19 protein-coding genes are annotated in these 24,056 nt (G+C 62.6%); 8 read left to right on the forward strand and 11 right to left on the reverse strand.

Features of this window, described 5'->3' with window-relative positions:
• Positions 1-316: 316 nt before the first annotated feature.
• Entirely contained in the window at positions 317-952 is a 636-nt protein-coding gene (locus AC6I99_RS06290; RefSeq protein WP_497945850.1) for an endonuclease domain-containing protein, read from the forward strand.
• Positions 953-1,013: 61 nt separating this feature from the next.
• Here the strand turns inward: AC6I99_RS06290 and AC6I99_RS06295 are convergent, their stop codons facing one another.
• The 3 genes from AC6I99_RS06295 to AC6I99_RS06305 form a co-directional block, all read right to left on the reverse strand.
• Positions 1,014-2,366 carry an MFS transporter gene (locus tag AC6I99_RS06295; protein WP_497960625.1) on the reverse strand — a complete coding sequence of 451 codons (1,353 nt, stop codon included), beginning with the start codon at positions 2,364-2,366 and terminating at the stop codon, positions 1,014-1,016.
• A 72-nt stretch (positions 2,367-2,438) separates the two neighbouring features.
• Positions 2,439-3,398, reverse strand: a complete 960-nt coding sequence (gene murQ, locus AC6I99_RS06300; RefSeq protein WP_497945848.1) for an N-acetylmuramic acid 6-phosphate etherase — start codon at positions 3,396-3,398, stop codon at positions 2,439-2,441.
• Positions 3,373-4,320: an N-acetylglucosamine kinase gene (locus AC6I99_RS06305; RefSeq protein ID WP_497945846.1), complete on the reverse strand. Its 948-nt coding sequence runs from the start codon at positions 4,318-4,320 to the stop codon at positions 3,373-3,375. Before AC6I99_RS06305 ends, murQ begins: the two co-directional genes overlap by 26 nt.
• 176 nt (positions 4,321-4,496) lie before the next feature.
• On the opposite strand from AC6I99_RS06305, the gene purH reads away from it, so the two are divergent.
• The gene (gene purH / locus AC6I99_RS06310) at positions 4,497-6,167 is read left to right on the forward strand and encodes a bifunctional phosphoribosylaminoimidazolecarboxamide formyltransferase/IMP cyclohydrolase (protein ID WP_497945844.1); all 1,671 of its coding nucleotides are present in this window, start codon (positions 4,497-4,499) and stop codon (positions 6,165-6,167) included.
• Between the two features lie 102 nt (positions 6,168-6,269).
• On the opposite strand, the gene AC6I99_RS06315 is transcribed toward purH, so the two are convergent.
• Complete coding sequence (locus tag AC6I99_RS06315; RefSeq protein WP_224166765.1) at positions 6,270-7,271, reverse strand: trypsin-like serine peptidase; 1,002 nt, start codon at positions 7,269-7,271, stop codon at positions 6,270-6,272.
• A gap of 320 nt (positions 7,272-7,591) precedes the next feature.
• Between AC6I99_RS06315 and AC6I99_RS06320 the strand changes: the two genes are divergently transcribed.
• Entirely contained in the window at positions 7,592-9,811 is a 2,220-nt protein-coding gene (locus AC6I99_RS06320; protein ID WP_497960626.1) for an NADP-dependent isocitrate dehydrogenase, read from the forward strand.
• Positions 9,812-9,869: 58 nt separating this feature from the next.
• On the opposite strand, the gene AC6I99_RS06325 is transcribed toward AC6I99_RS06320, so the two are convergent.
• Positions 9,870-10,970, reverse strand: a complete 1,101-nt coding sequence (locus AC6I99_RS06325) for an FAD-dependent oxidoreductase (protein ID WP_497960627.1) — start codon at positions 10,968-10,970, stop codon at positions 9,870-9,872.
• 157 nt (positions 10,971-11,127) lie between these two features.
• Between AC6I99_RS06325 and AC6I99_RS06330 the strand changes: the two genes are divergently transcribed.
• Entirely contained in the window at positions 11,128-11,568 is a 441-nt protein-coding gene (locus AC6I99_RS06330; protein ID WP_224091487.1) for a DoxX family protein, read from the forward strand.
• Between the two features lie 96 nt (positions 11,569-11,664).
• Here the strand turns inward: AC6I99_RS06330 and AC6I99_RS06335 are convergent, their stop codons facing one another.
• The gene (locus AC6I99_RS06335) at positions 11,665-12,735 is read right to left on the reverse strand and encodes a Gfo/Idh/MocA family protein (protein ID WP_497960629.1); all 1,071 of its coding nucleotides are present in this window, start codon (positions 12,733-12,735) and stop codon (positions 11,665-11,667) included.
• 139 nt (positions 12,736-12,874) lie between these two features.
• Between AC6I99_RS06335 and AC6I99_RS06340 the strand changes: the two genes are divergently transcribed.
• From AC6I99_RS06340 to AC6I99_RS06350, 3 genes are read left to right on the forward strand one after another with little or no spacing between them, the layout of a single operon-like run.
• The gene (locus AC6I99_RS06340) at positions 12,875-13,972 is read left to right on the forward strand and encodes an efflux RND transporter periplasmic adaptor subunit (RefSeq protein ID WP_497960631.1); all 1,098 of its coding nucleotides are present in this window, start codon (positions 12,875-12,877) and stop codon (positions 13,970-13,972) included.
• A gap of 2 nt (positions 13,973-13,974) precedes the next feature.
• The gene (locus AC6I99_RS06345; protein WP_224091492.1) at positions 13,975-14,706 is read left to right on the forward strand and encodes an ABC transporter ATP-binding protein; all 732 of its coding nucleotides are present in this window, start codon (positions 13,975-13,977) and stop codon (positions 14,704-14,706) included.
• Positions 14,703-15,884: an ABC transporter permease gene (locus AC6I99_RS06350; protein WP_497960632.1), complete on the forward strand. Its 1,182-nt coding sequence runs from the start codon at positions 14,703-14,705 to the stop codon at positions 15,882-15,884. Before AC6I99_RS06345 ends, AC6I99_RS06350 begins: the two co-directional genes overlap by 4 nt.
• On the opposite strand, the gene AC6I99_RS06355 is transcribed toward AC6I99_RS06350, so the two are convergent.
• Positions 15,862-16,554 carry an ABC transporter ATP-binding protein gene (locus AC6I99_RS06355; RefSeq protein ID WP_224091496.1) on the reverse strand — a complete coding sequence of 231 codons (693 nt, stop codon included), beginning with the start codon at positions 16,552-16,554 and terminating at the stop codon, positions 15,862-15,864. The two genes, AC6I99_RS06350 and AC6I99_RS06355, sit on opposite strands and share 23 nt — an antisense overlap.
• Before the next feature lie 2 nt (positions 16,555-16,556).
• Positions 16,557-17,984 (reverse strand): ABC transporter permease, encoded by a 1,428-nt coding sequence (locus tag AC6I99_RS06360; RefSeq protein ID WP_497960633.1) that lies wholly within the window; start codon positions 17,982-17,984, stop codon positions 16,557-16,559.
• A 300-nt stretch (positions 17,985-18,284) separates the two neighbouring features.
• On the opposite strand from AC6I99_RS06360, the gene AC6I99_RS06365 reads away from it, so the two are divergent.
• Positions 18,285-19,811 carry a pectate lyase family protein gene (locus AC6I99_RS06365; protein WP_497960635.1) on the forward strand — a complete coding sequence of 509 codons (1,527 nt, stop codon included), beginning with the start codon at positions 18,285-18,287 and terminating at the stop codon, positions 19,809-19,811.
• 113 nt (positions 19,812-19,924) lie between these two features.
• Here the strand turns inward: AC6I99_RS06365 and AC6I99_RS06370 are convergent, their stop codons facing one another.
• Genes AC6I99_RS06370 through mmsA form a run of 3 tightly spaced genes read right to left on the reverse strand, consistent with a single transcriptional unit; the run spans position 19,925 to position 23,944 of the window.
• Positions 19,925-21,022, reverse strand: coding sequence for a substrate-binding domain-containing protein (locus tag AC6I99_RS06370; RefSeq protein WP_224091499.1), 1,098 nt, complete (start codon positions 21,020-21,022; stop codon positions 19,925-19,927).
• A gap of 52 nt (positions 21,023-21,074) precedes the next feature.
• Positions 21,075-22,343, reverse strand: coding sequence for a multiple monosaccharide ABC transporter permease (gene mmsB / locus AC6I99_RS06375; protein ID WP_224091500.1), 1,269 nt, complete (start codon positions 22,341-22,343; stop codon positions 21,075-21,077).
• 44 nt (positions 22,344-22,387) lie between these two features.
• Positions 22,388-23,944 carry a multiple monosaccharide ABC transporter ATP-binding protein gene (gene mmsA / locus AC6I99_RS06380; RefSeq protein WP_224091501.1) on the reverse strand — a complete coding sequence of 519 codons (1,557 nt, stop codon included), beginning with the start codon at positions 23,942-23,944 and terminating at the stop codon, positions 22,388-22,390.
• Between the last annotated feature and the right edge of the window lie 112 nt (positions 23,945-24,056).

The raw sequence follows: 24,056 nt of genomic DNA on the forward strand, positions 1-24,056 counted from the left end.
TTTGTCAGCATGGGGCATGAAGACTCCGCGACCCCTTCCTGAATCACTCGCTTCGTTGCCTTTCACCTGGCAGGAAGCCGTTGCAGCGGGAGTATCCCGACGGCGGCTGAGTCACCGAAGCCTGGTCTCACCGAGCCGGGCGATTCGGATACCTCAGTCGGATGCTCCGTGCGCCCTTGCTGAAACCGTTCGTCCGGTGACCCTTGTTACTCCGTTCTCAGCCGCGTCCCACGCGACTGCCTTTTTGTTGTGGGGGTTTCCGGCGTTCTTGCCAGGCAGCAACGACCCAAGAATCCACATCGCACGCCTTCACACCATGGCAATTCCTCGTCGCCGAGGCGTCATTGGCCACCGGGGCCAGTTCTTTGAAGACGAAATCACCACGCTCAACGGCCTGTACATCACGAGCAGAGCCCGAACATGGTTGGACTGCGCGCGGAAAATGGACATCGACGAGATCACTGTGGTGGCGGATCACTTGCTGCGCATACCGAGGCCGGAATTCGAGGGCCGCAGCGCGCCTTACTGCACGGTGGATGACCTGGAAGAAATGTTGGATCGCCACTGGGGAACACCGGGGATCCGCAAAGCCCGCCTTGCTTTGGAACAGGCGTGCGTCGGCGCCGACTCGGCCCCCGAAACGCGGCTTCGGCTGGCACTGGACCGGGCGGGGCTACCGACTGCGGAAGTCAACGTGCCCACGGAGTTGGGTCCCGGCGTCGTGCGTCAATCGGATGTAACTTATCGCGAGTGGCGGGTGGCGGTCGAATACGACGGGGAGGGCCATTCGGAGGCCGAGCAGATCGTGCGGGATATTGCCCGTGAGGAGGAGTTCAGCCGGGCAGGGTGGATCCTGGTCCGGATCTCCAAGCGTCACATGACCACCGGCGCGAGGTCCGCAGTGGCCAAGGTGAGGCGGGCGCTCGAGCAACGCGGTTGGTCACCCAAGTAAGTCGCAGTTATGCGCGTTTAGCGGCCTCTAAACGCGCTTAAGTGCGACCTAGTTGGGGAAGCTAACGCAACACGCGCTGCTTCGTCTCGGGAGCGAAGAACGCCATCCACAACACAGAAAGCAGCACCAGCCCACCGGCCATCGCAAACGACTGAGCCAGGCCGAACTCGGGCCAGAAGAACGAAGCGAACACCAAAGGTCCGAAGCCTGCGCCGATGCGGGAGAACGTCGAGGCCCAGCCGAAGCCTGAGCCCCGGAGTTCCGTGGGATACAGCTCGGACACATAGGCGTACAGGACCGGGATTGCCACCTGGACCACGAAGCCAAACACCAACAGCCAGAACACGGCGGCTTGCGGCACGTCCACCACAAACGCGACGATCACCAACGTCAGCGCGGAAAGCGGACCGGTGATGGCGAGGATCCACTTCCGGCCCACCCGCTCCACCAGCAGTGCGGCGACCACCACGCCCAAAAGCCCGACGGCGGCCATCCCGGCTGTGGTGACGAAGGCTTTGTACTCCTCGAAGCCAGCGCCAATGAGGATCCGGGGCATCCACGTCAGGGATAGGTAATAGACCAACAGGATGCTGAAGAACAGGGCCCAGGCTGCAGTGGTGATTTTCCAATTGAACGTCCAGATCCTGCGCAGCTGTTCCCACGCGCTGCCGGGGGAGAGCCTGGGGGCGGCTTGGGGTTCCGGCAGGCTGTACGCCCGGGGTGATGCGCCCGTTGCTTCCACCAAACCATCAATGACCGCCGCTGCCTCAGCCCGACGGCCGGCCCGAATCAGGAACAACGGGGACTCCGGGACACTGCGCCGGACCCAGAAAACGAGGAGCGCAGGCAGAACCATAATCAGCATGGTGAGCCGCCAGTCGCCGAAGGCAGCAACGAGTCCAGCGGAGATGAAGCCACAGAGAGCCGCGCCCACGGGCCACCAGCCATCCATCGCCGTGAGGACTTTGCCCCGCTGCCTGCGAGGCGTGAACTCACCCACCAGGGCATAGTCCACCGGGATGCAGCCGCCCAGCCCAAACCCGGCCATGAAGCGGAAGATGCAGAACCACACGATGTCCGGGGCGAAGGCGCCGAGCACGGTGAAGATGCTGAAGATCAGGAGGGTGGCCGTGAACGCCTTCTTGCGCCCGATGGTGTCGGCGATGGTTCCCCACGCAAACGCGCCCAGAGCCATGCCGATCAGGTTGGCCGTACCGATCCACGCAGCGTCAGCGGGCTGCAGGGACCAATGCTTGGACAGAAGGGGAATGAGGATGCCGTTGAGCGTCACATCCCAGGCGTCGAACATGAATCCGAGCCCACCGATCACGAAGATCCTGCCTTGGACCTTCCACCGCCACGGCAGTTCCTGCACGACTTGTTCGCCGCTGGGCACGGCTGTGTATGTATTCATCTGCCCTCCTGCATGCAACTTTATGCGCTCGGGCCAACACCGCCGTTCGCTCGGGCCAAACCGATGTTCGCGTTACTTTTGGTTTTCAATCGCCCTTCGCAGGTAACCACCGGCTTCTTCGAGAGCTCTCTTGGCCTGAGCTGGTTCGATGCCGGTGAGCAGTACCAGGATGGCGGCTTTTACCGAGCCGTTGACCGAGTCCAGTGTTGCCACGGCTTCATGCGCGTCCACACCGGTGGCGTGCTGCACTGTCCGTTGCGAGCGGGCCAGGAGTTTTTCGTTGGTCGCGCGCAGGTCAACCATCAGGTTCCCATACGTCTTGCCGAGCTTCACCATCACCAGCGTGCTGATCATGTTGAGGACAAGTTTCTGGGCCGTGCCCGAGTTCAGCCGCGTCGAGCCCGCAATGAACTCCGGACCCACCACAACCTCAATCGCCACATCCGCAAGATGACTGACGGCCGAGCCCTTGTTGCAAGCCAGCGACGCCGTGAACGCACCCTTTTTCCGGGCCTCTTCCAGCGCGCCGATCACGTACGGTGTCCGGCCGGACGCCGTAATACCCACGACGGCGTCCGCTTCCGTCACGTTGATATCGTGCAGGTCGCGCGCGCCTGCGGTCGCGTTATCTTCGGCGTACTCAACGGGTTTCTGTATCGCTTGGACGCCACCTGCAATAAGTCCGACGACGAGTCCCGGCGGGGTGCCGAACGTCGGTGGGCACTCGCTCGCGTCGAGCACACCCAGGCGCCCGGCCGTTCCAGCCCCCACATAGAGAAGGCGACCCCCACGCTGGAGTCGCTCCGCAACGGCGTCGACCGTTTGAACAATCGCAGGGCTCGCCGCCTCAACCGCGGCGTGTACTCCTGCAGTGTGGGCAAGCATGGCCGCGACGAGTTCCTCGGTGCCCATGATGTCCAGGTCGCTCAGGTTCTCGGCCGCGGCTTCGGTCTCCAGCCCGGCGAGTTCCGTGCGCAGGCCCGCGAGCCTGTCCGCGTCAGTGGGGCTAGTCGGGCCAGTTTGTTCCGTCACGGTGGATGTACCTTTCCTGGATGAGCCCGCGGCGCGTCGCAGCGAGGGCAGCACCGTCCAAGCCATCGCCCAGCGGGGCCACCACCTCAATCCCAGCCGAAGCAAGGGACTTCCGCAAGAGCTCCGCGAAGAACCCGGAGCTGACCACTCCGCCCAGCAGCGCAACACGGCGTGAGCTCCCGGAGTCGCCGCCGGCGGCCAGCTGCACGGTCTTGGTCAGGATGCGGCAGGCCTCGTCAACAATGACATTCGCGACGGCGTCACCCGCCTCCGCGGCGTGCAGAACCAGCGGTGCGAACCGGGCCATGGCGCGGTACGGGTTTTCGATGGACGCGAGCCAGCCCGGGAGCATTTCCGGGGAATCGACCAGAGCTCCCGCCGCAGCCGAAAGCGAAGTGGCGGGGCCGCCGTCGTGCGCTTCCAAAACGGCCTGGAGCCCCCGTTGGCCGATCCAACGGCCGCTGCCACGATCGCCCAGGTAGGGTCCCCAACCGTCGGCGCGATGAAGGACGCCGGCTTCATCGAAACGGAAGGCCACCGCCCCCGTCCCCACGATCAGGGTAGTGCCCGGGGCGCCTTGGAGGGCTCCAAGTTGGGCTGCGGTGGCGTCCGAAAGGACAGCTGCCGGGACGCCGAAGCGTTGGGACAACATGGAAGCCAGCTCACGGGACTTCTCCGCAGAAGCCTCGACGCCGGCCACTGCCGCGCCGATTCCTGTCAACGTGCTCACAGGCAGGCCGGGCGGAAGCATCGCGACCGTCTCAAGGAGGAGGTCGAAAGCGATCGTGGGGCCGTTGTCCATGTGGACTCCGGGGAACCCGTGCTGGTCCGCCGCGCCAAGTAATTCGATGCCGCTGCGCAGCTCCACGCGGCAACGGCTCTTCCCTACATCGGCGGCGAGAACGACATCGGTGGCTTCCATGGCTCAACCCTATGTTGTGGGGCCTGTTGTGCGTGGCAAACGTGGGGCATGGGGCGCAGCGCGGGCCCCGCAACGCAAGACCAACCAGGACCCGAAACGAGCGCGCCAACGAAACACGATAAACTCTCCATATCCCACCACCCGCGACATCTACGCGAACTAAGACGGAGACTTTTGTGAGCTTGACGCAGCTTGACCGTGTTCCCATCCGCCGTGCACTGATCTCGGTTTACGACAAGACGGGACTGGAGGAGCTCGCGAAGGGCCTGCACGCAGCCGGCGTCGCCATTGTTTCCACCGGCTCCACCGCCAAGAAGATCGCCGCCGCAGGCATCCCGGTCAAGGAAGTCGAAGAAGTCACCGGCTCCCCGGAAATGCTGGACGGCCGCGTCAAGACCCTGCACCCGCGTGTGCACGGCGGCATCCTGGCTGACCGTCGCGTCCCGGCGCACATGGAAACCCTCGCCGGTATGGAGATCGAGACGTTCGATCTCGTCGTGGTGAACCTGTACCCGTTCGTCGAGACCGTGAAGTCCGGCGCAGCACAGGACGAGGTGGTTGAGCAGATCGACATCGGAGGCCCCGCGATGGTGCGTTCGGCCGCGAAGAACCACGCCGCCGTCGCCATTGTCACGGACCCGAACTTCTACGGCGCAGTGGTTGCTGCAGCACAAGAAGGCGGTTTCGACCTGAACACGCGTCGCCGCCTCGCTGCCAAGGCGTTCGCGCACACGGCCAGCTACGACAACGCTGTGGCAACCTGGACCGCCAGCCAGTTCCTGGATGAAGACGGCGACGGCGTCATCGACTGGCCTGCCTACGCCGGTCTGTCCTTGGAGCGTTCCGAGGTCCTCCGCTACGGCGAGAACCCGCACCAGCAGGCTGCACTCTACGTGGACAAGGCTGCTCCGGCCGGCATCGCGCAGGCTGACCAGCTGCACGGCAAGGCCATGAGCTACAACAACTTCGTCGACGCCGACGCCGCCCTCCGTGCTGCGTTCGACTTCGCCGAGCCCGCCGTTGCGATCATCAAGCACGCCAACCCGTGTGGTGTCGCTGTCGGTTCCGCCGACGCTGCCGATCCGATCGCTGACGCCCACGCCAAGGCCCACGCCTGCGACCCCATTTCCGCTTTCGGTGGCGTGATCGCCGCGAACCGCACCGTCACCGCTGGCATGGCCCGCACGGTTGCCGACATCTTCACCGAGGTTGTCATTGCTCCGGACTTTGAGCCGGAAGCCGTGGAGATCCTTTCCAAGAAGAAGAACATCCGGCTGCTTGCCCTGCCTGAGGGCTACGGCCGCTACCCCTCCGAAATGCGCCAGGTCTCCGGTGGCGTGCTGGTTCAGATGAGCGACAAGGTGGACGCTGAAGGCGATAACCCAGCCAACTGGACCCTCGCAGCGGGTGAAGCCGCCGACGAGAAGACCCTCGCGGACCTCGCCTTCGCTTGGACCGCCTGCCGCGCAGCCAAGTCCAACGCCATCCTGATCGCAGATCACGGCGCCGCTGTGGGCATCGGTATGGGCCAGGTCAACCGCCTGGACTCCTGCCGCCTTGCCGTCGAGCGCGCCAACACGCTGGGCGTCACGGTGGAGTCCGACGTCGAAGGTGCTGGCGGCGCTTCGAACGCCGACGCGACCAACGCACCAGAGCGCGCACGCGGTGCCGTGGCAGCCTCGGACGCGTTCTTCCCGTTCGCTGATGGCCTGCAGATCCTGATCGATGCCGGTGTCCGCGCCGTGGTCCAGCCTGGCGGTTCTGTCCGCGATGAGGAAGTCATTGCCGCTGCCAACGCTGCAGGCATCACGATGTACTTCACCGGTGCACGCCACTTCTTCCACTAAACAACGGCGGGCAACAGCCCAAAGCCAGTGAAACGCAACGGCGGCCGCCCCCGGAAGGGGACGGCCGCCGTCGTTGTTAACAAGGTCGCGCTAAGAAGACTGCTACGAAGCCGCCGCCGTGGTGTACGTGGACTGAATGACGGAGCCCCAGTACGGGCCATACATGGTGTTGGAGTTGCTGCCGTAGCCGTAGCTGTTCACCGAGTTCTGGTAACCGCCGGAGCTGTTGCCGATGAACCAAGGACCGCCCGAGGAACCACCGGTCATGTTGCACGGGATTCCCTGGGTGGCGAACTGCGGGTTGTAGGGATCGTTGGTGGCGGTGCCGGAGCAGCTCTTGAGCGATTCGCCGTTGAAGGGAGCAGCTGCCGGGTAGCCGAAGGACTTGTAGCTCAGGCCGCGGGCGGCGTTGAACTGGACACCGGAGGAGCCTACGACATCCGCGAGCCGCTGGCCGTTGAGGGTGTTCATGACGGCGAAGGCGGTGTCGTACTGCATGTTGCCGTTGGATGCCCATTGGGTGGGGGAGTACAGCGCCCTTGCTGTCCACTTGCCATAGGGTGCGGAGCCGTTGAGGTAGGCGGGTACGAACACGAAGTTGGTGGCGTAGGCACCGGGTCCCTCGTTGACGCAGTGGCCTGCAGTGGACACGGTGCTCTTGTTGGCTGCTGTCACGGAGTTGCCGGAGCAGACGTAGTTGGAGCCGCCGAGGGTGAAGAAGATCTTGCCGATGTGCTTGACGGGCGTTTCGCTCTGGTTCACCTTCCGGTCGATGGTCTTGGAGTCGGTGGAGGCTTGCTGGCCCTCTATGCTTTTAAGGGCGCCCGGGGCTTCGGTGACCGGGGCTTTTCCGAGGTTGAGGAGCCGGCCGCGGTCAAGTGCCTTGTTGGCGAGGATGTCGCCGGACTTGGCGTTCTTCATGCGTTCCGGGGTCCAGTAGTCTGCGGCGCCGTTGTCCGACGCTACATGGCTGCTGACCGCAACGCCGCTGGAGTCGATGTCCTTGGCGGGGGCAGCATTTGCGCTGGTGGTTCCAACCAGGGCAAGGATTGCGGCAGCGGACAGACTCAGCAGGCTTGTGGCCAGGGTCTTGGTTTTTGTCACGTTGTTCCAACCTATCGAGGGAGTGGGGCGGCCAGTGATGGCGACCGCCGACTGACGGAATCGAAGCTACCCAACGTATGACAAGTTTGTAAAGAGTTCTTTCATAGTTTGTGATATTTTGCTTTCACTTCTTGTCACACGGCGGGGAGCAATGCACGACGCCGGTCGGCAGCTCGGGCGGCAAGGCCGCCGTCGGGCGTAAATCGCTTTCCCGCGCGGTAACGAACAAGTGATCCCGGACACGAAGGGCCGCCAATCCGGCCTACTCGGGTAAGTTTAGAGATGTTGAAATCTGCAGACTTTCAGGGAGAACCCCGCCAATGGCCAAGATTATCTATACCCACACAGACGAAGCGCCGATGCTGGCTACCTACTCATTCCTGCCGATTGTGGAAGCGTATGCCTCGACCGCAGGTGTGGAGGTCGAGACCCGCGATATTTCGCTGGCAGGCCGCATCATCGCCGTTTTCGGCGATTTCCTGACTGAAGAGCAGCGCACGGGCAACGCCCTTGCTGAGCTTGGCGAACTGGCAAAGCAGCCGGAAGCCAACATCATCAAGCTGCCCAACATCAGCGCCTCAGTGCCGCAGCTCAAGGCTGCCATCGCCGAGCTCCAGGCCCAGGGCTACGCCCTCCCGGACTACCCGGACAACCCCTCCTCGGACACCGAGACGGACATCCGCTCGCGCTACGACAAAATCAAGGGCTCCGCTGTGAACCCGGTGCTGCGTGAAGGCAACTCTGACCGCCGCGCACCGCTGTCGGTGAAGAACTACGCCCGTCAGAACCCGCACTCCATGGGTGCTTGGTCTGCCGATTCCAAGACCAACGTTGCCACCATGGGCCAGAATGATTTCCGCTCCAACGAGAAATCCGTTGTGCTCAAGGCTGACGATTCCCTCAGCATCCAGCTGGTCCGCGAAGACGGCAGCACCAAGGTCCTCAAGAAGGACTTCCCCGTCCTGGCCGGTGAAGTTGTGGACGCTACCGTTCTGCGCGCAGACGCCCTGGACGAGTTCCTGAAGGCACAGGTTGCCCGTGCCAAGGAAGAGGGCATCCTCTTCTCCGCACACCTGAAGGCCACCATGATGAAGGTCTCGGACCCCATCATCTTCGGCCACGTGGTCAAGGCTTACTTCTCGGAGCTTTTCGATACTTACGGCAAGCAGCTCGCAGCCGCAGGCATCAGCCCGAACAACGGTCTCGCAGCCATCCTCAGCGGTCTGGAAGACCTGCCGGAAGACGTCCGCGAAGGCGTCAAGGCAGCCATCACCAAGGGCCTCGAAGACGGACCTGCGTTGGCAATGGTGGACTCGGACAAGGGCATCACCAGCCTGCACGTTCCGTCCGACATCATCGTTGACGCTTCCATGCCGGCCATGATTCGTTCCTCCGGCCACATGTGGGGCCCGGACGGCAAGGAAGCGGACACGCTCGCCGTCATCCCGGACAGCTCTTACGCCGGCGTCTACCAGGTAGTGCTGGACGACTGCCGTGCCAATGGCGCATTCGACCCCACCACCATGGGCACCGTTCCCAACGTGGGCCTCATGGCGCAGGCAGCCGAGGAATACGGCAGCCACGACAAAACCTTCGAAATCGAGGCAGCCGGAACCGTCCAGCTCGTCGACAGCAAGGGTAACGTCCTCACCGAGCACCAGGTATCCCCGGGGGACATCTGGCGCGCATGCCAGACCAAGGATGTCCCGATCCGCGACTGGGTCAAGCTGGCCGTTACCCGCGCCCGCGCTTCCCAGACTCCGGCGATTTTCTGGCTGGACAAGGGCCGTGCGCACGATGCCAACCTCATCGCCAAGGTCAACGAGTACCTGAAGGACCACGACACCGAGGGCCTGCAGATCGAGATCATGTCCCCGGAGGAGGCAACAGCCTTCACCCTGGAGCGCATCCGCAAGGGCGAGGACACCATCTCCGTCACCGGTAACGTTCTCCGTGACTACCTCACGGACCTGTTCCCGATCCTCGAGCTCGGCACCAGCGCCAAGATGCTCTCCATCGTTCCGCTGATCAACGGTGGCGGCCTGTTCGAGACCGGCGCCGGTGGCTCCGCTCCCAAGCACGTCCAGCAGCTGGTCAAGGAAAACCACCTTCGCTGGGACAGCCTGGGTGAATTCCTTGCCCTGGCCGTTAGCTTCGAGCACCTTGCCACCACCACCGGCAATGCCCGCGCCCAGGTCCTTGCCGACACGCTGGACCGCGCCACGGGTACCTTCCTGCTGGAAAACAAGTCCCCGCGCCGCAGCGTTGGCGAGCTGGACAACCGTGGAAGCCACTTCTACCTGGCCATGTACTGGGCACAGGAACTGGCCAAGCAGACTGAGGATGCCGAGCTGGCCAAGGACTTCGCAGCCATCGCTGAAGCCCTGACCTCCAACGAGGAAGTCATCGTCGGCGAGCTGAACGCAGTCCAGGGTCCCGGCGTCGATCTGGGCGGTTACTACCGTCCGGACGCCGCCAAGGCCGCTGAGATCATGCGCCCGTCGGCCACGTTCAACAAGGTCGTCGCGACCCTGAGCTAGTCATTACAGATAATGCCCCTGAGACCCGGTCTTGGGGGCATTATCTGTCTACATATTCCTAACGGTCGGCCAGGAAACGCTGAGGCGCCACACCGCCGTCGACGATGTCTTTCAGCACCCGGCCAATAGCCGGCGTGAACTTGAAACCATGCCCGGAGAACCCGGCGCCCACCACCAGCGGGCCAAAACGGTCCAGCACAAAGTCCTCCGTGGGCGTGGTGGTGTACGTGCAGCTGATGGGAACCGCCGTTGAAGGGTCGACGCCGGGAAGCCACTCTTGCGCGTAACGCACCAAGGCGTCGAGCTGCTCGGGTATGGGCTGGAACGTGCGCTCGTCCGGATCCATCACGGGGCCGACGCCATGCCAGCCTGCTTTGACTCCCTCGCCGGGGGTGAGCATGCCGTAGACGGGGCTGTACCAGTATTCGTACGCGGGATCGTCCATATCCGGGGTGTGGTTGAAGCTTGGCCACACGAGCGTGTTGTCCACGGGGGTGAAGTGGGCGGGCTGCTCCTGGGTAACAACCAGCGGCGGTAGCTTTGCGTGGTCGCCGAGGACCTTGTTCGTCCAGGCGCCGGCGGTGACCACCACCCGGTTGGCTGTGTACTCGGTCTCGTCCGTCACGACCACCACGCTTTCGGCACCGTCGACACGGATGTCGCGGACCGGCGTCGAGTACTTGAAGATGGCGCCATGGGACTCGGCGGCCGTTCGAAGTGCCACCAGTGCATTGGCTGAACGGACCCGTCCGGATCCGGGAACGAAGAGCACATCGGTGGCGAAGTTCATGCCTTGCCATCGGTCCATGGCCTCATCGGCTGAGATGAAGTAGCTTTCGATGCCGCGTTCCTGATGGGCCGCTTGGACGGTCCGGAGCCGCTCGACGTTGCCGTGGTTCGCCAGCCCCACGAGGTCCAGCAGCGGCGCCCCTGTTTCCGCAGCAAGCTCATCCCACAGGGTCTTCGCCTCGGCGAGGAGGTCCAGGTAGTCGGCCTCGGCGTAGGCGGTGTTGAAGTTGCGGGTGGCGCCGTGGGAGGCACCGATGTGGTGACCGGCCTCGAACTGCTCCAGCAGGACCACGGACTTACCGCTCCGGGCCAACTGCCACGCGGCGGCCGATCCCATTGCTCCTCCGCCAACAACTACGACGTCCACCATGCCAGCTCCATCCACCCTCGGCCCACTATCAGGTTCCATTCTGCCCCCCACCCGCGCAACTAGGTCGCAGCAGATGCCCTTTTGAGCGCCCAAAAGGGCATCTGCTGCTACTTACTTGGGTTGGCGCTCGTCGCAAAGGCATGGAAGATTGGGACCCGTGAAATTCCTTCACCCGTCTCCCAAGTCCTCTGCCCGCGGCGTCACGATCCTGCGCGTGGTGTTCGGCGCGCTGATCATGGTGCATGGCATCCAGAAGTTCGTTGCCGGTCACGCCGCCTTCGCTGCGTCGGTTGCTGCCATGGGCGTGCAGAAGCCCGAGATCGTTGCCTGGCTTGTCATCGCAGGGGAGATTGGACTGGGGCTGCTCCTGGTCCTCGGGGCCCTGACCAGGGTGGCTGGTTTCCTTGCGGCAATCATGTTCGCCGGCATCTGGTTCGTCACGGAGGCCGGCAAGCCGCTGCTTACGGACAAGTCCGGTGTCAATGCCGAACTCCTGATCGTCTACGTCGCGATTTCAGTGGCGTTCGTGTTCCTCGGGCCCGGCGCCTGGTCACTGGACCGCAAGCTGGCCAGGCAGCCGATCGGCCAGCGTCGTTAAGGCCGGTGGCGTCAAGGCCAGCAGCGTTAATACAGCCGGGTTAACTCCCGACGGCGGCACACGCGGAACGCTGTAACCTCACCCAGGGCCGTTGCCTCACCGCGCGTCGTTCGGGTACCGGATGCCCAGCTGGGACCGCACGCCATCGAACAAGCGCATGACGTTGATGGAGTCCTCCAGCGGCATGACCGGGCTCTCCAGCAGGCCCTGTTGAATGCAGCGGGTCACTTCGCGGAGTTCGTAGGTGTAGCCGACGCCCACCACATCGAATCGTTCATGCCGCGGCTCATCCCAACCAACACGGATCAGCAGTTCCCGGGGGTTGTTCACCGAGCCCACCGTCTGCAGATACCCGAGCCCGCCCGCCACAGTGGCAGTCCGAGGTCCATGGGCCGTCAGGGACGAGGTTAATTGCGCCTGGGCGCCGCTGGCGTAACCGAGCGTCAGCGCATTCTGGGTGTCCACGCCGTCCTCGTTCAGCGTGCCGATCGCGGTCACTGACTGTGGGAAGCCCAGCGTTCCCAAGGCCCAGAGCAACGGGTAGACGGTGATGTCCAGCAGGGCCCCGCCTCCGTCGTTGAGTGCCCAGATGCGGGCGGATGGATCGTAGGGTGCAGGGAAGCCCAGGTCCGCGCTGACCCACTGGGTGTGCCCGATTTCCCCTGACGCCGCAATGGAAAAGGCGCGCTGCATGCTTGGCAGGAAGCGGCTCCAGACTGCCTCCATGAAGAACACCTTGTGCTCGCGGGCCAGCCTCACCAGCTCGGTGGCTTCGCGGGCGTTGATGGTGAGTGCCTTCTCGCAGAGAACATGTTTGCCTGCGCGCATGGCTGCTGCGGCGATCTGGAAGTGCTGTGCGTGGGGTGTGGCCACGTAAACCACGTCGACGGCGGGATCCTCGAACAGCCGCTGGTAGCCGGGGACACCGGCGTCGTTCCCGTACGCCTTGGCGAAACCAAGTGTGTGCGCAAAAGCGTCGGCGGCAGCTTGGGTCCTTGAGCTCACGGCGTAGAGTTCGGCGTCCTCCAGCAGGGAAAGGTCCAGGGAAACACTGTTGGCGATGTTGCCTGTGGACACGACTCCCCATCGCAAACGCTGGCCGGTTGCAGCACGGGGATCCTGGTTGGTCTGGGTGGACAGCCACGGCTTGGCGATAGGGAGAGTCATGCCTGTCATCCTCTCATTTCCGACACTGTAAGCATTCTGTCGAGTCGCCCGAATGTCAGGCCAAACTATATTCCTCGCCTAGGCTGAGGGAATCATCCCTCGCAGAGGTTCTGTGGGGAGTTACCGAAATGGAGCAGGGATGGGTATTTTTCGGCGCGTCATTTTGCCGGTTTCCTGGCTGGTGGTTTTCGCAATAATTGCGGTGGCTTTGGTCAAGATCGCTTTCGTAGACGGCCTTAAGCCGTCTGATTCCGGGCCGGCGCCCTTGGCGCAAGTGGACATACCGGTGGTCCCGGCCACTCGTGCAACTGTCACTAATACCGTGGAAATCAAGGGCACTGTCCAGAGCGACGCAGCTGAGGCCATCCGGAGCACTTCTGCGGGCAAGGTCATTAAGGTTTTCGTCGAACAGGGCGCCACGGTTGCCAAGGGCGATGCCCTGTTCCAGGTCAAAGCCGAGCGCGCAGTGACGTCTTCGCAGCCGTCCAAGGACGGAATGTCCTCGGCGCCGAAGCCTGTATATGACTACTTCGATGTCCTGGCACCCAGCAGCGGTACCCTGCAGTCCTTAACCACGCTGATCGACCAGCAAGTGAGCGTCGGGGAAAGTGTCGGCAAGATCGATCCAGGCACATACACAGTTGCTGGTTCGGTGACCGCTGCCCAGCAGTACCGCCTGCTCGGAAAGCCAGGCCCAGCGGAAATCGCTTTGGTGGGTGGACCGGCGCCGTTCCAGTGCACCGAAGTGACACTCAAGAACAACGCGTCCGACGACGGCGGCAGCACCTCGGGCGGTTTGTCATCCACAGGCGGAGGTGCTGGCATGGGTGTCGGCGGGGCAGTCGCAATCCCCGGTGGGGGCGGCGGCCAGTCGCAGGACGGTGGCACGCCCACGGGAACGCTGAGCTGCGCAATCCCGGCTGGGCATGAAGTCTTTGCCGGACTTGGCGCGACCATGACCGTCAGTGCGGGCGTCGCCGCCGATGTGGTGACGGTTCCGCTGACCTCGGTGAAGGGCAGCGTGAAGGACGGCATCGTCTGGATTGCGGGCGCAGGAGGGAGCGGGGCTGCCCCGGAGGAGCGCACCGTACAGCTTGGTTTGAATGATGGCAACGTAGTTGAAGTGACGTCCGGCTTGACCGAGGGCGAGCACGTCCTCGAGTTCGTGCCAGGCGCTCCGGCTGCCCCGGACCCCATGATGGGCCCTGGGGAGGGCACCTACATTCCGGCGGGTTAAGTATGGACGCGATAAGCACCAGGGAAACCCTCGTCAGTCTCCGCTCAGTGACCCGTTCCGTGACGCTGCCGGACGAGCAGCAACTGCATATCCTCCGAGGCGTCGATCTTGAGGTCCAGAGCGGTGACCACACGGCCATTGTCGGCCGGTCAGGATGCGGAAAGTCGACACTGCTCAACCTCTTGGGGCTCCTGGATGTCCCCACGTCCGGTGAACTGGAATTCCTCGGCAACCCTGCGGACCGATTGAGCAGCAACGCCCGCGCCAGCCTGCGTGGTTCCACAGTTGGCTTCGTGTTCCAGCAGTTCAATCTGCTGCCGGGACGCAATGCTTTGGACAACGTCATCACTCCCTTGTTTTACGCCAAGGGCAGGGAGTTTTGGCGCCGCCGCGAACTGGCCATGGACATGTTGGACCGCGTTGGATTGGCCGCCCGAGCCAACACCATGCCAAACATGCTGTCCGGCGGTGAGCAGCAACGCGTTGCCATCGCACGCGCCTTGGTCCGCAGGCCACGGCTCATCCTTGCCGATGAACCAACAGGCGCATTGGACGTGGAAACCGGTCAGGCTGTCATGGCCTTGCTGGACACCGTGGCCACGGAAACAGCGGCCGCACTGGTGACCATCACGCACGATACCAATGTGGCGGCACTGGCCCGTGCCTGCTATCGACTGGACACCGGAGTGCTGACCCCGCTGGCACTTGCCGAAACAGCAGGAGTCAGCGCATGACCGGCTTCATGTCCACGCTGGTGGAAGCCTGGCAGGAACTCCGGATCAACAAGGTGCGTATCCTGTTGGCTCTCCTTGGGGTCGCCTTGTCTGTTGCTGCGCTGACATCCGTGGTGGGCCTCGGCAGCCTGGTACGCGAGGGGATCAAAGTGCAGTCCGAACGCGATGGAGGCCGCGTGGCAACGTTGACGCTGGGCGTCAACGGCCCGAACACTCCCGATGCCGAAAAACTGGAGAAAGCCTACGAAGGAATCCAGCAGCGTTACGGCATCACCACGTCTGCACATGTGGGCCGCACCCAGGCGGGCTTCCAGTTTCCCCGCGGCGTGACCACCGTGAACATGACCATCGTGGACATCGGGTATGGCACCATACACCGCGTGCCCCTCACGCAAGGGACGTGGTTCGCCGCCGACGACGACCAAAGGCTCGCACCCGCCGTCGTGGTCTCCGAAGGCTTTTACAACCAAGCGGGCAGGCCCAACCTGGCCACCAATCCCACCGTCACCATCCCAGGTGACCAGCCGGCAACGGCGGTGATTATCGGCGTCGTTCCCGATACCTGGCCCGACTCTCCTCCGTCCGCGTTCATCCTCACCAACGCTGCGGCAATGACCGGTATGCAAGCTGATATGTCCGAGTTCAAGATCTGGGTGGGGGAGGAACAGGCCGCCGCACTGACCGCCGCCATCTCGGCGGACCTGCAGGGCCAGTTCCCGGGATACTACGTCCAAGCCCAACGCGTCGACTTCGCCGCCTACGGTGATCCGCTGGGACCGGCACAGTGGATTGTGGGCGGCGTAGCCGGACTGGTGCTCCTGCTCGGTGCGGTGGGAATGCTCAACATTTCCATGGTCACCGTGCGCTACAGAGTAAGGGAAATCGGCATCCGACGCAGTTTCGGTGCGACGTCCGGCCGGATCTTCTTCGGCGTCATGATGGAATCCGTCGTAGCCACGGCGGTTGCCGGAATCGCAGGCGTCATGCTGGCTGTCGCAGTGGTGAAGAACCCTTGGATCGAGTCAAAGGTAGCGCCCGGCCTGACCGAATATCCGTCCTTCCCCGTAGACGCAGCGCTCCTGGGCCTTGGCGCGGCTGTCCTTGTGGGCGCACTCGCCGGAGCCATCCCGGCGCTCGTGGCGGTGCGCGTCAAGGTCATCGATGCAATCCGCTTTTGACCTCCTCCGTGAGCCGGCCCTGCTGAAGCCGGAAGCAGCGTTCCGTTTTTTGCGCCAGGCTGCGGTCGTGGGTGACAACCAGAATGGTGGTGTTATGGTCCCGGCTCAGTGAGCTCAGCAGCTCAATGATGTGCTCGCCGGTCTGCTCATCCAGGTTTCCCGTGGGCTCATCGGCAAGGATCAGCTTGGGCTCGTTGGCCAGTGCCCGGGCGATCGCGACGCGTTGCTGCTCGCCACCGGAAAGGCGGTTGATCCGGCGCGACTGCTTTTCCGGATCCAACTGCACCTGCTCCAGCAATTCCTTGGCGCGCTTCAGCCGCGCAGCCTTCCGGACCCCGGCGAACTCCATCGGCAGCATGACGTTGTCCACGGCGCTGAGGTTCGGGATCAGGTTGAATTGTTGGAACACGAAGCCGATATCACGACGGCGGTACTCGGTCAGCTTGCTGTCCGGCAGTCCCGCCAGGCTGACGCCATCCACGACGACGTCTCCGCTGGTTGGTTTGTCCAGCGCACCCAGGAGCGACAACAGCGTGCTTTTGCCGCTGCCGCTCTTGCCGACGATGGAAGCAAGAGATCCCTTCTCCAGCTGGAAACTCACACCATTGACAGGCTTGATGGTCCTGTCACCGGACTTGAACTGACGGACCAGGTCCTTGACTTCAATCACGGCTATTCTCCTCGGAGTACTTCGATGGGACGGATGCGGGCGGTCAGCAAGGCCGGGACCAATGCGCCGATGATGGCCACCGCGAAGACCGCGGCGATGCCTGCAGCGATGACGCCGGGGGAGGCGCTCGCAGTGACGGAAGTGAGCAATTGGGAGGCCCCGCCGAACGGACCGCCCTGGCCACCGGCGAAACCTCCACCGGCGAACCCTCCACCGCCGAAGCCGCCCGCGCGCTGGGTGGCTGGGGCCGCCGTCGTGCTTGTGTTGGAACTGATCAGCGCGGACGCGATACTGCCGCTGGCGAGCGATGCAATGGCGGCACCCACCACGCTGCCCAAAGCCACAAGTACCAGCGATTCCAGGACGAACTGCAGGCCGATAGTGCGGTTCCGGGCACCGATGGCCTTCAGCACGCCAATTTCGCGGCGGCGTTCACGGACCAGCATCACCATGATCAGCAGGATGATGAGTCCGGCGGTAGCGAGTGCAGCAATGAACGCGACCAGGGAGATGTTCTTGACGCTGTCCAGCGAACTGACCGCGGTTTCGAGGTTGCGTTGGCCTTGCGTGACGTCTGCTTTGCCGGTTCCCAACGCGGCCTGGACGGCCGTTTTGGTGCTATCGACGTTTTCCATGCTGTTGACTGTGACGATCATCGTGGAGAGCTCGTCAGGGGTACCCGCCAGCGTCTGGGCCTCGGGCAGTGTCACGTACACGGCGTTGTTGCCGAAGGCGGTTCCGGCGTCGAAGATGCCCGCCACCGTGAAGGTCTTGTCCTGGATGGTGAACGTCGAGCCGACCGTAAGGCTGTTCTTCTCGGCCAGCGTCGTTCCTACCAGCGCTTTTGCCTGGGCCGTGGCGTAGTCGCCCAAGCCCGTGCCGCTGGTGATGTCCAAGGCCTTGCCGGTGCTGTCGACCTCGGCGGCGATGCCCGTGGCCGTAATAGGAAGGGTGCGAACCCGTTGGGTGGTGCCCGTACCTCCGGTGTTGGTGGTGGAGCCGTTGCGGTTGCCGAGGGTGCCGGCATCGATGGCTGCCGTGAGGTTGGTGGTGACGCTGGCCTGCTGCCCGCCGGGACCGAAACCGCCCTGAACGGCTTGCTCGGTGGTGCCCGTTTCTGCCGTCGCCGTTTGCAGACGCAGCGCCTTGGTACCCACCACGGACGTCACGTTGGTGACCGAGGCTGCCGTCTGCGCTTGAGCAGCGGTGAGCGGTTCGCCGCCACCTTCGAAGCCCTGCCCACCAGCCGGATTCACTGTCAGGGTGGTGCCCACGGAAGCATTGAGCTCCTGGACCTTGGCACCCACGGCCTGGTTGGCAACGAGCATGGCCAACGCCAGGCCGATCGCTACGGCCAGCACAGCGACTACCGCGGCCGTTCTGATTTTGTTGCGGAAGGCATTGCCTACGCTTCGGGCAAGGACGCTCACGTTTCTCCTTTGGACCTGCTTGGTTCCGCAGACCGCTGGCTCGCGGGCTGCAGGTCCAACACTGCTGAGCGCTGCTGTGCGGGAAGCCTGCCGAAGCTATGCGTGGGCTGTGAAATGTGCGGAGGTCAGGCAGGTCCGGATTCCGAACGACCTCTTGACAGCGTGACGAGCTGCACAGGCATAATAGGACAGCCCCTTAAGAAAGCGCTTTCTCGCAGTGCGGGCAAGGAAAAGTAGTTAGTCGAATCGCCCATTCCCGCTACCAGGCATGTGCTCTTTGGCGTGCCGGAAAACAGGCCAATGACGTCCACAACATCCCCGAACAACCTTCACTCCCGATTCCCGAACCGCGCGTTACGGCGACGTCCAGCCACGGTGGCAGCAGTAGCAGGCATCGCGCTGGCGGCAACGCTGGCAAGCGCGCCCCCGAGCAGCGCCGAACCGGTTGATCTGCACGGTTCGCCCACAGTCTCAATACACGATTCAGCTCCCACAGGTTGGGCCTCCGTTGGCAGCACCCCGGCCGGCCCGGGGACCAACGGTGGGTCCGACGCCCCGTCGGAGAACGTTCACGTGGTGAGCACCTTGGCAGAACTCAAGGCAGCCACGCTGAATAACGGCGACCCCAAGGCACCCAAAATCATCTACATCCGGGGGATTATCAACGGTAACGAAGCCCCTGACGGAAAGATCCTTGGCGAGCAGGACTACGCTCCCGGCTACAACATCGAGAAGTACATGAGCTGCTTTCTGGACAATGGCAAGACCTGGAGCGACCAAGCGTTCCCGTACTGCAAGCAAATGAGGCAGTTGCGTCAACAGGGCAGCAACGCCATGAAGCGGCAGATCGAGGTGAACCTTCCGAGCAACACCACGCTGCTGGGACTGGACGCTGACTCCGGGCTGGTGGGAGCCAACGTGATCATGAACGTTGCCAGCAACGTTGTGATTCGGAACTTGAGCATTGAATCCCCCGTGGACTGGTTCACCACATGGTCTCCCGACGACGGCGACGGCGCCTGGAACGCCCGCTTCGACTGCTTGTCCGCCGTAACCTCGGACCACATCTGGATTGACCATGTCCTGGTGACAGACGGCCGCTATCCTGACAGCGAGGCGCCCAAGGACTTCAAGAACGAGCCCGTCATCCGCCACGACGGCCTGCTGGATTTGAAGGACGGAACAGACTTCGTCACGATCTCCAACAGCCAACTCAAGGACCACGACAAGACGAGCCTTCTGGGATCCGGCGACGAGCATGTAGACAAGGACGGCGGAAAGCTGCGCGTAAGCTTCATTTCGAACCTCTTCGAGAACACCCAACAGCGTGGTCCCCGGGTCCGCTTCGGCCAGGTGCACGTTCTGAACAACTACTTCGTTGGCAGTAGCGAGGACCCGGACTATCCCATGATTAGTCAGGCGCAGGGCGGCACCAGCTACTTCATCGGTGCGGGCTACGATTCCCGGATCTTCTCCGAGTGCAACGCCTTTGACTACTCCGGGCCGGACGCCGATGAATCCATCACAGTCACCAGCTACAACGGCAACATGTTCAGTGATACCGGTTCCTGGTTCAACGGTGAGCCCGTCAACCTGGAAGCCATCGCCCAAGACTCCTTTGACGAACGCAAGGCGGAGGCGGTAGCCGCCGCGGCTGAGTCGGGCACCGACGTACCCGAATGGGCCCAGCGTGACTTTACGTCCGACGTCGGCTGGTCACCTTCGGATAACTACGAGTACCGGACGCTGAAATCGCCGGACGCAGTCCGCAAGGCAGTGCTGAACTTTTCGGGACCCGGGGTGATCACGGTCCAAGAGGGGAAGTAGCCCCTACAGTTCAGGCAAAGCGAAAGCCCCGGCCCGCCTGCTGGCGGACCGGGGCTGTGCTGTTACTTGGAGCTAGCTGTTACTTGGTGATCGGTGCTACTTGGTGCTCGGTGCTACTTGGTGATCGGGCCGAGTACCGGATCGTCGACGTAAGCCGTCTTGACGTTCGCTGCCGTCACGATCTGCGGCGGGAGCAGGTAAGCCGGAACAGTCTTGACACCGTTCTTGTAAGAATCCTTGTCATTGATTTCCAGCTGCTTGCCGGCCTGCAGGTCCTTCACCATGGTGATGGCGTGCTCAACCAGCTTGCGGGTGTCCTTGTTGATGGTGGAGTACTGCTCGCCAGCCATGATCGACTTGACCGACTCAACCTCGGAGTCCTGGCCGGTGATGACCGGCGTCGGCTTTCCTGCGGCCTTGACCGAGTTCAGGATGTAGCGTGCCAGGAGGTCGTTCGGGGAAAGTACGCCGTCCAGCGGGGCCGAGGTGTAGCTGCCTGCCAAGAGGGTGTCCGCACGCTTCTGAGCGTTTTCGCCCTTCCAACCCTGGGTAACAGCCTGCTCGAAAGTGGTCTGGCCGGAGAGTACCTTCAGGGTTCCGTCGTCGATCTTCGGCTTCAGGACGCTCATGGCTCCGTCGAAGAAGACCTTGGCGTTGGCATCATCCGGGGAACCGGCGAAGAGCTCGATGTTGTACGGGCCGGAAGCTTTCTTGGCCTTCAATCCGTCCAGCAAGGCCTGGCCCTGGAGCACACCGACCTTGAAGTTGTCGTACGCAACGTAGTAGTCCACGTTCTCCGTGTTCAGGAGCAAACGGTCATAAGCAATGACCGTGGCGCCGGAGTCCTTGGCCTGCTTGAGCTGCGTACCCAGCTGGGCGCCGTCGATTGCGCCAACGATGATGACCTTTGCACCCTTGGTGACCATGGCGCTGATCTGGTTCTGCTGCTCGGACACGCCGCCGTTGGCGAACTGGACGTCGGGCTTGAACCCGGCGCCGCTGAGGCCGTCGTTGAACAGCTTCTCCGCGAGGACCCAGTTTTCACTGGTCTTCTGCGGAAGGGCGACGCCGATCATCGAGTCCTTGGGGAACGCTTCCCCGCCAGCAGTGCTGCTGCTTGAGCCGCTGTCAGAGCGGCCGCAGGCTGTCAGCGCCAGTGCCGCGATGGCAGCGACTGCTGCTGCCTTTCCTGCTTTACCAAACATTCGCATATCTTGGTTCACTTTCTGTGTGGGTGGGGTGGAGCGAGTCGATGGAAACCGGTCAGGCTTCCTTGGAGATGACCTCTTTGGTGGACGTGGTCTCGTCCGGCTTGATGTCGTTGTTGCGCTGGAAGTTCTTCATCAACAGGCCGGTGATGGACCGCTTGCCTTGGATCTTGTTGTAGACGTCGAAGGCTACGGCGGCCAGGAGCACCAGGCCCTTGATGATCTGGGTGAGGTCGGCGCCTACGCCAAGGAGCTGGAGGCCGTTGTTCAGCACGGCCATCACCAGGCCACCGACAATCGAGCCGATCACGGTGCCAACGCCGCCGGTAACTGCGGCGCCGCCGATGAACACGGCTGCGATTGCGTCCAGTTCCCAACCGACGCCGTCAAAGGGGCCGGATGCGGTGGATCGGCCAACGAAGATCATGCCCGCGAGGCCTGCAAGGACGGACATGTTGAGCATGACCATGAAGTTGACCTTCTTGGACTGCACACCGGACAGTTCTGCTGCGTGACGGTTACCACCAACTGCGTAGACGTGGCGGCCAAGGACGGTCTTGTCAGCGATGAAACCGTAGATCAGGACCAGCACGGCCAGGATCAGACCGGGGATTGGGAAGGAGGTTCCGGGGCGGCCGGTGGCGAAGAGGTACGTGGCGTAGAGGATGGCACCGCAGATCAGCACCAGCTTGGTGACTTCAACCCAGAGCTCGGGAACGTCGGCGCCGAGGGCTTTGTTGGTAGCGCGGGCCCGCAGGGACATGATGACAACAAACGCCGCGGCCACGATGCCCAACAACAAGGTGAGGTTGTTGAAGCCCGTGTTTGGCCCAATTTCCGGCAGGTAGCCCGAGCCCAGGTACTGGAAGTCGCTGGGAACAGGGATGGTGTTGGATTTGCCTACGAACTGGTTGAAACCACGGAACAGGAGCATGCCTGCCAGCGTCACGATGAAGGCGGGGATGCCCACATACGCTGTCCAGAACCCTTGCCAGGCACCGATGATTGCACCGAGCACCAGTCCGAACAGCACACCCATGTACCAGGGGATGCCCCAGTCCCGGATCGCGAGGGCTACGGAAACACCCACAAATGCGGCCACGGAACCCACGGAGAGGTCAATATGGCCGGCAATAATCACCAGGACCATGCCGATGGCCAGGATCAGGATGTAGGAGTTGCCGTTGAACAGGTTGATCACATTGCCCGGGGTCAGCGTCCGGCCCTCGGTGAAGATCTGGAAGAAGACGATAAGTGCCACCAGGGCGAAGATCATGCCGAACTGGCGGGTATTGCCACCAAATAGCTTCTTGAGCGCGTTCATTGTTTTGGTCCTTGTGTCAGGAAGGGGTGAGTCTGGGCCAACGGTCAGGCCGTCTTGCGGGCGGAGGTCATGAGTTTCATCAGGCTTTCCTGGCTCGCTTCGTTCTTGTCCAGGACACCGGTGATGGCGCCTTCAAAAATGGTGTAAATGCGATCGGACAGGCCCAGGAGCTCAGGAAGCTCCGAGGAAATGACAATCACTCCCTTGCCCTGGTTCGCCAGCCGCTGGATGATGCCGTAAATCTCATACTTGGCGCCGACGTCGATTCCCCGCGTGGGTTCGTCAAGAATCAGGAGATCCGGATCGGTGAACATCCATTTGGCCAGCACCACTTTCTGCTGGTTTCCGCCGGAGAGCTTGGCGACGCCTTCCTCCACTGACGGGGTCTTGGTGCGCAGGGATTTTCGGTACTCCTCTGCCACCGAGAATTCCTTGCGGTCGTCCACCACTGTGTACTTGCTGATCGCCCGGAGGTTCGCGGCTACCGTGGTGGTCTTGATGTCATCCAGCAGGTTCAGGCCGAGGGACTTCCGGTCTTCCGTGACGTAACCCAAGCCGGCGTCGATGGCCGCCCGGACGCTGCGGAGGTTGACCGGCTTGCCGTCCTTGTAAACCTGTCCCTTGATGTAGCGGCCATAGGAGTGCCCGAACAGGGAGCGGGCAAGCTCTGTGCGGCCGGCCCCCATGAGTCCTGCGAAGCCCACGATCTCACCGCGGCGTACGTAGAAGTTGGAGCCTTTGCAGATCAGGCGGTCCTGGATCTGCGGGTGGCCGACGGTCCAGTCCTTGACCTCGAAGAAGATCTCGCCGATCTTGGGCTCATGGTCCGGGAACCGGGACTCGAGCGTCCGGCCCACCATGCCTTTGATGATGCGGTCCTCGTCAACGCCATCCCGTTTGACGTTCAGTGTCTCGATCGACTTGCCATCACGGATGATGGTGATCTCGTCGGCAATCTGTTCGATCTCGTTGAGCTTGTGGGAAATGATGATCGAGGTGATGCCCTTGCCCTTCAGGCCCAGGATCAGGTCCAGCAGGTGCTGGGAGTCCGATTCGTTCAGGGCCGCTGTGGGCTCGTCCAGGATCAATAGGCGGACGGATTTGTTCAGCGCCTTGGCGATTTCCACCAGCTGCTGCTTGCCGACGCCAAGTTCCTTGATGGGGGTGTCCGGGTCCTCACGGAGGCCAACCCTGGCCAGCAGTTCGATGGAACGTTTCCGGGCTTCTGCCCAGTCGATGATTCCCCACTTGCTGGGCTCGTTGCCCAGGAAGATGTTCTCGGTAATCGAAAGCTCCGGGATCAACGCCAGTTCCTGGTGGATGATGACGATGCCCGCGGCTTCGCTTGCGCGGATGTCCTTGAATTGCTGCGTTTCGGCCATGTACACGATGTCTCCCGTGTAGCTGCCGTAGGGGTAGACCCCGGAAAGAACCTTCATCAGCGTGGATTTTCCGGCGCCGTTTTCACCACAGATTGCGTGGATTTCGCCGGCCTTTACGCGCAGGCTCACATTCGACAAAGCCTTCACGCCGGGGAATTCCTTCGTGATCGAGCGCATCTCCAAGAGGATGGGTTCGTCTTGCGTGTCAGGGGTTGTCATCAGCCCTTACGCCTCCAATGCATGACTTCGTTGTCGCTCCCCAAATGGCGGAGCTGTCTGATGAAAAAGTAAACTGGATCACCTATCTTGTCGTCAAGACTTGAACACAAGA

The sequence above is a fragment of the Arthrobacter sp. TmtSoilC77 genome, assembly GCF_059739415.1.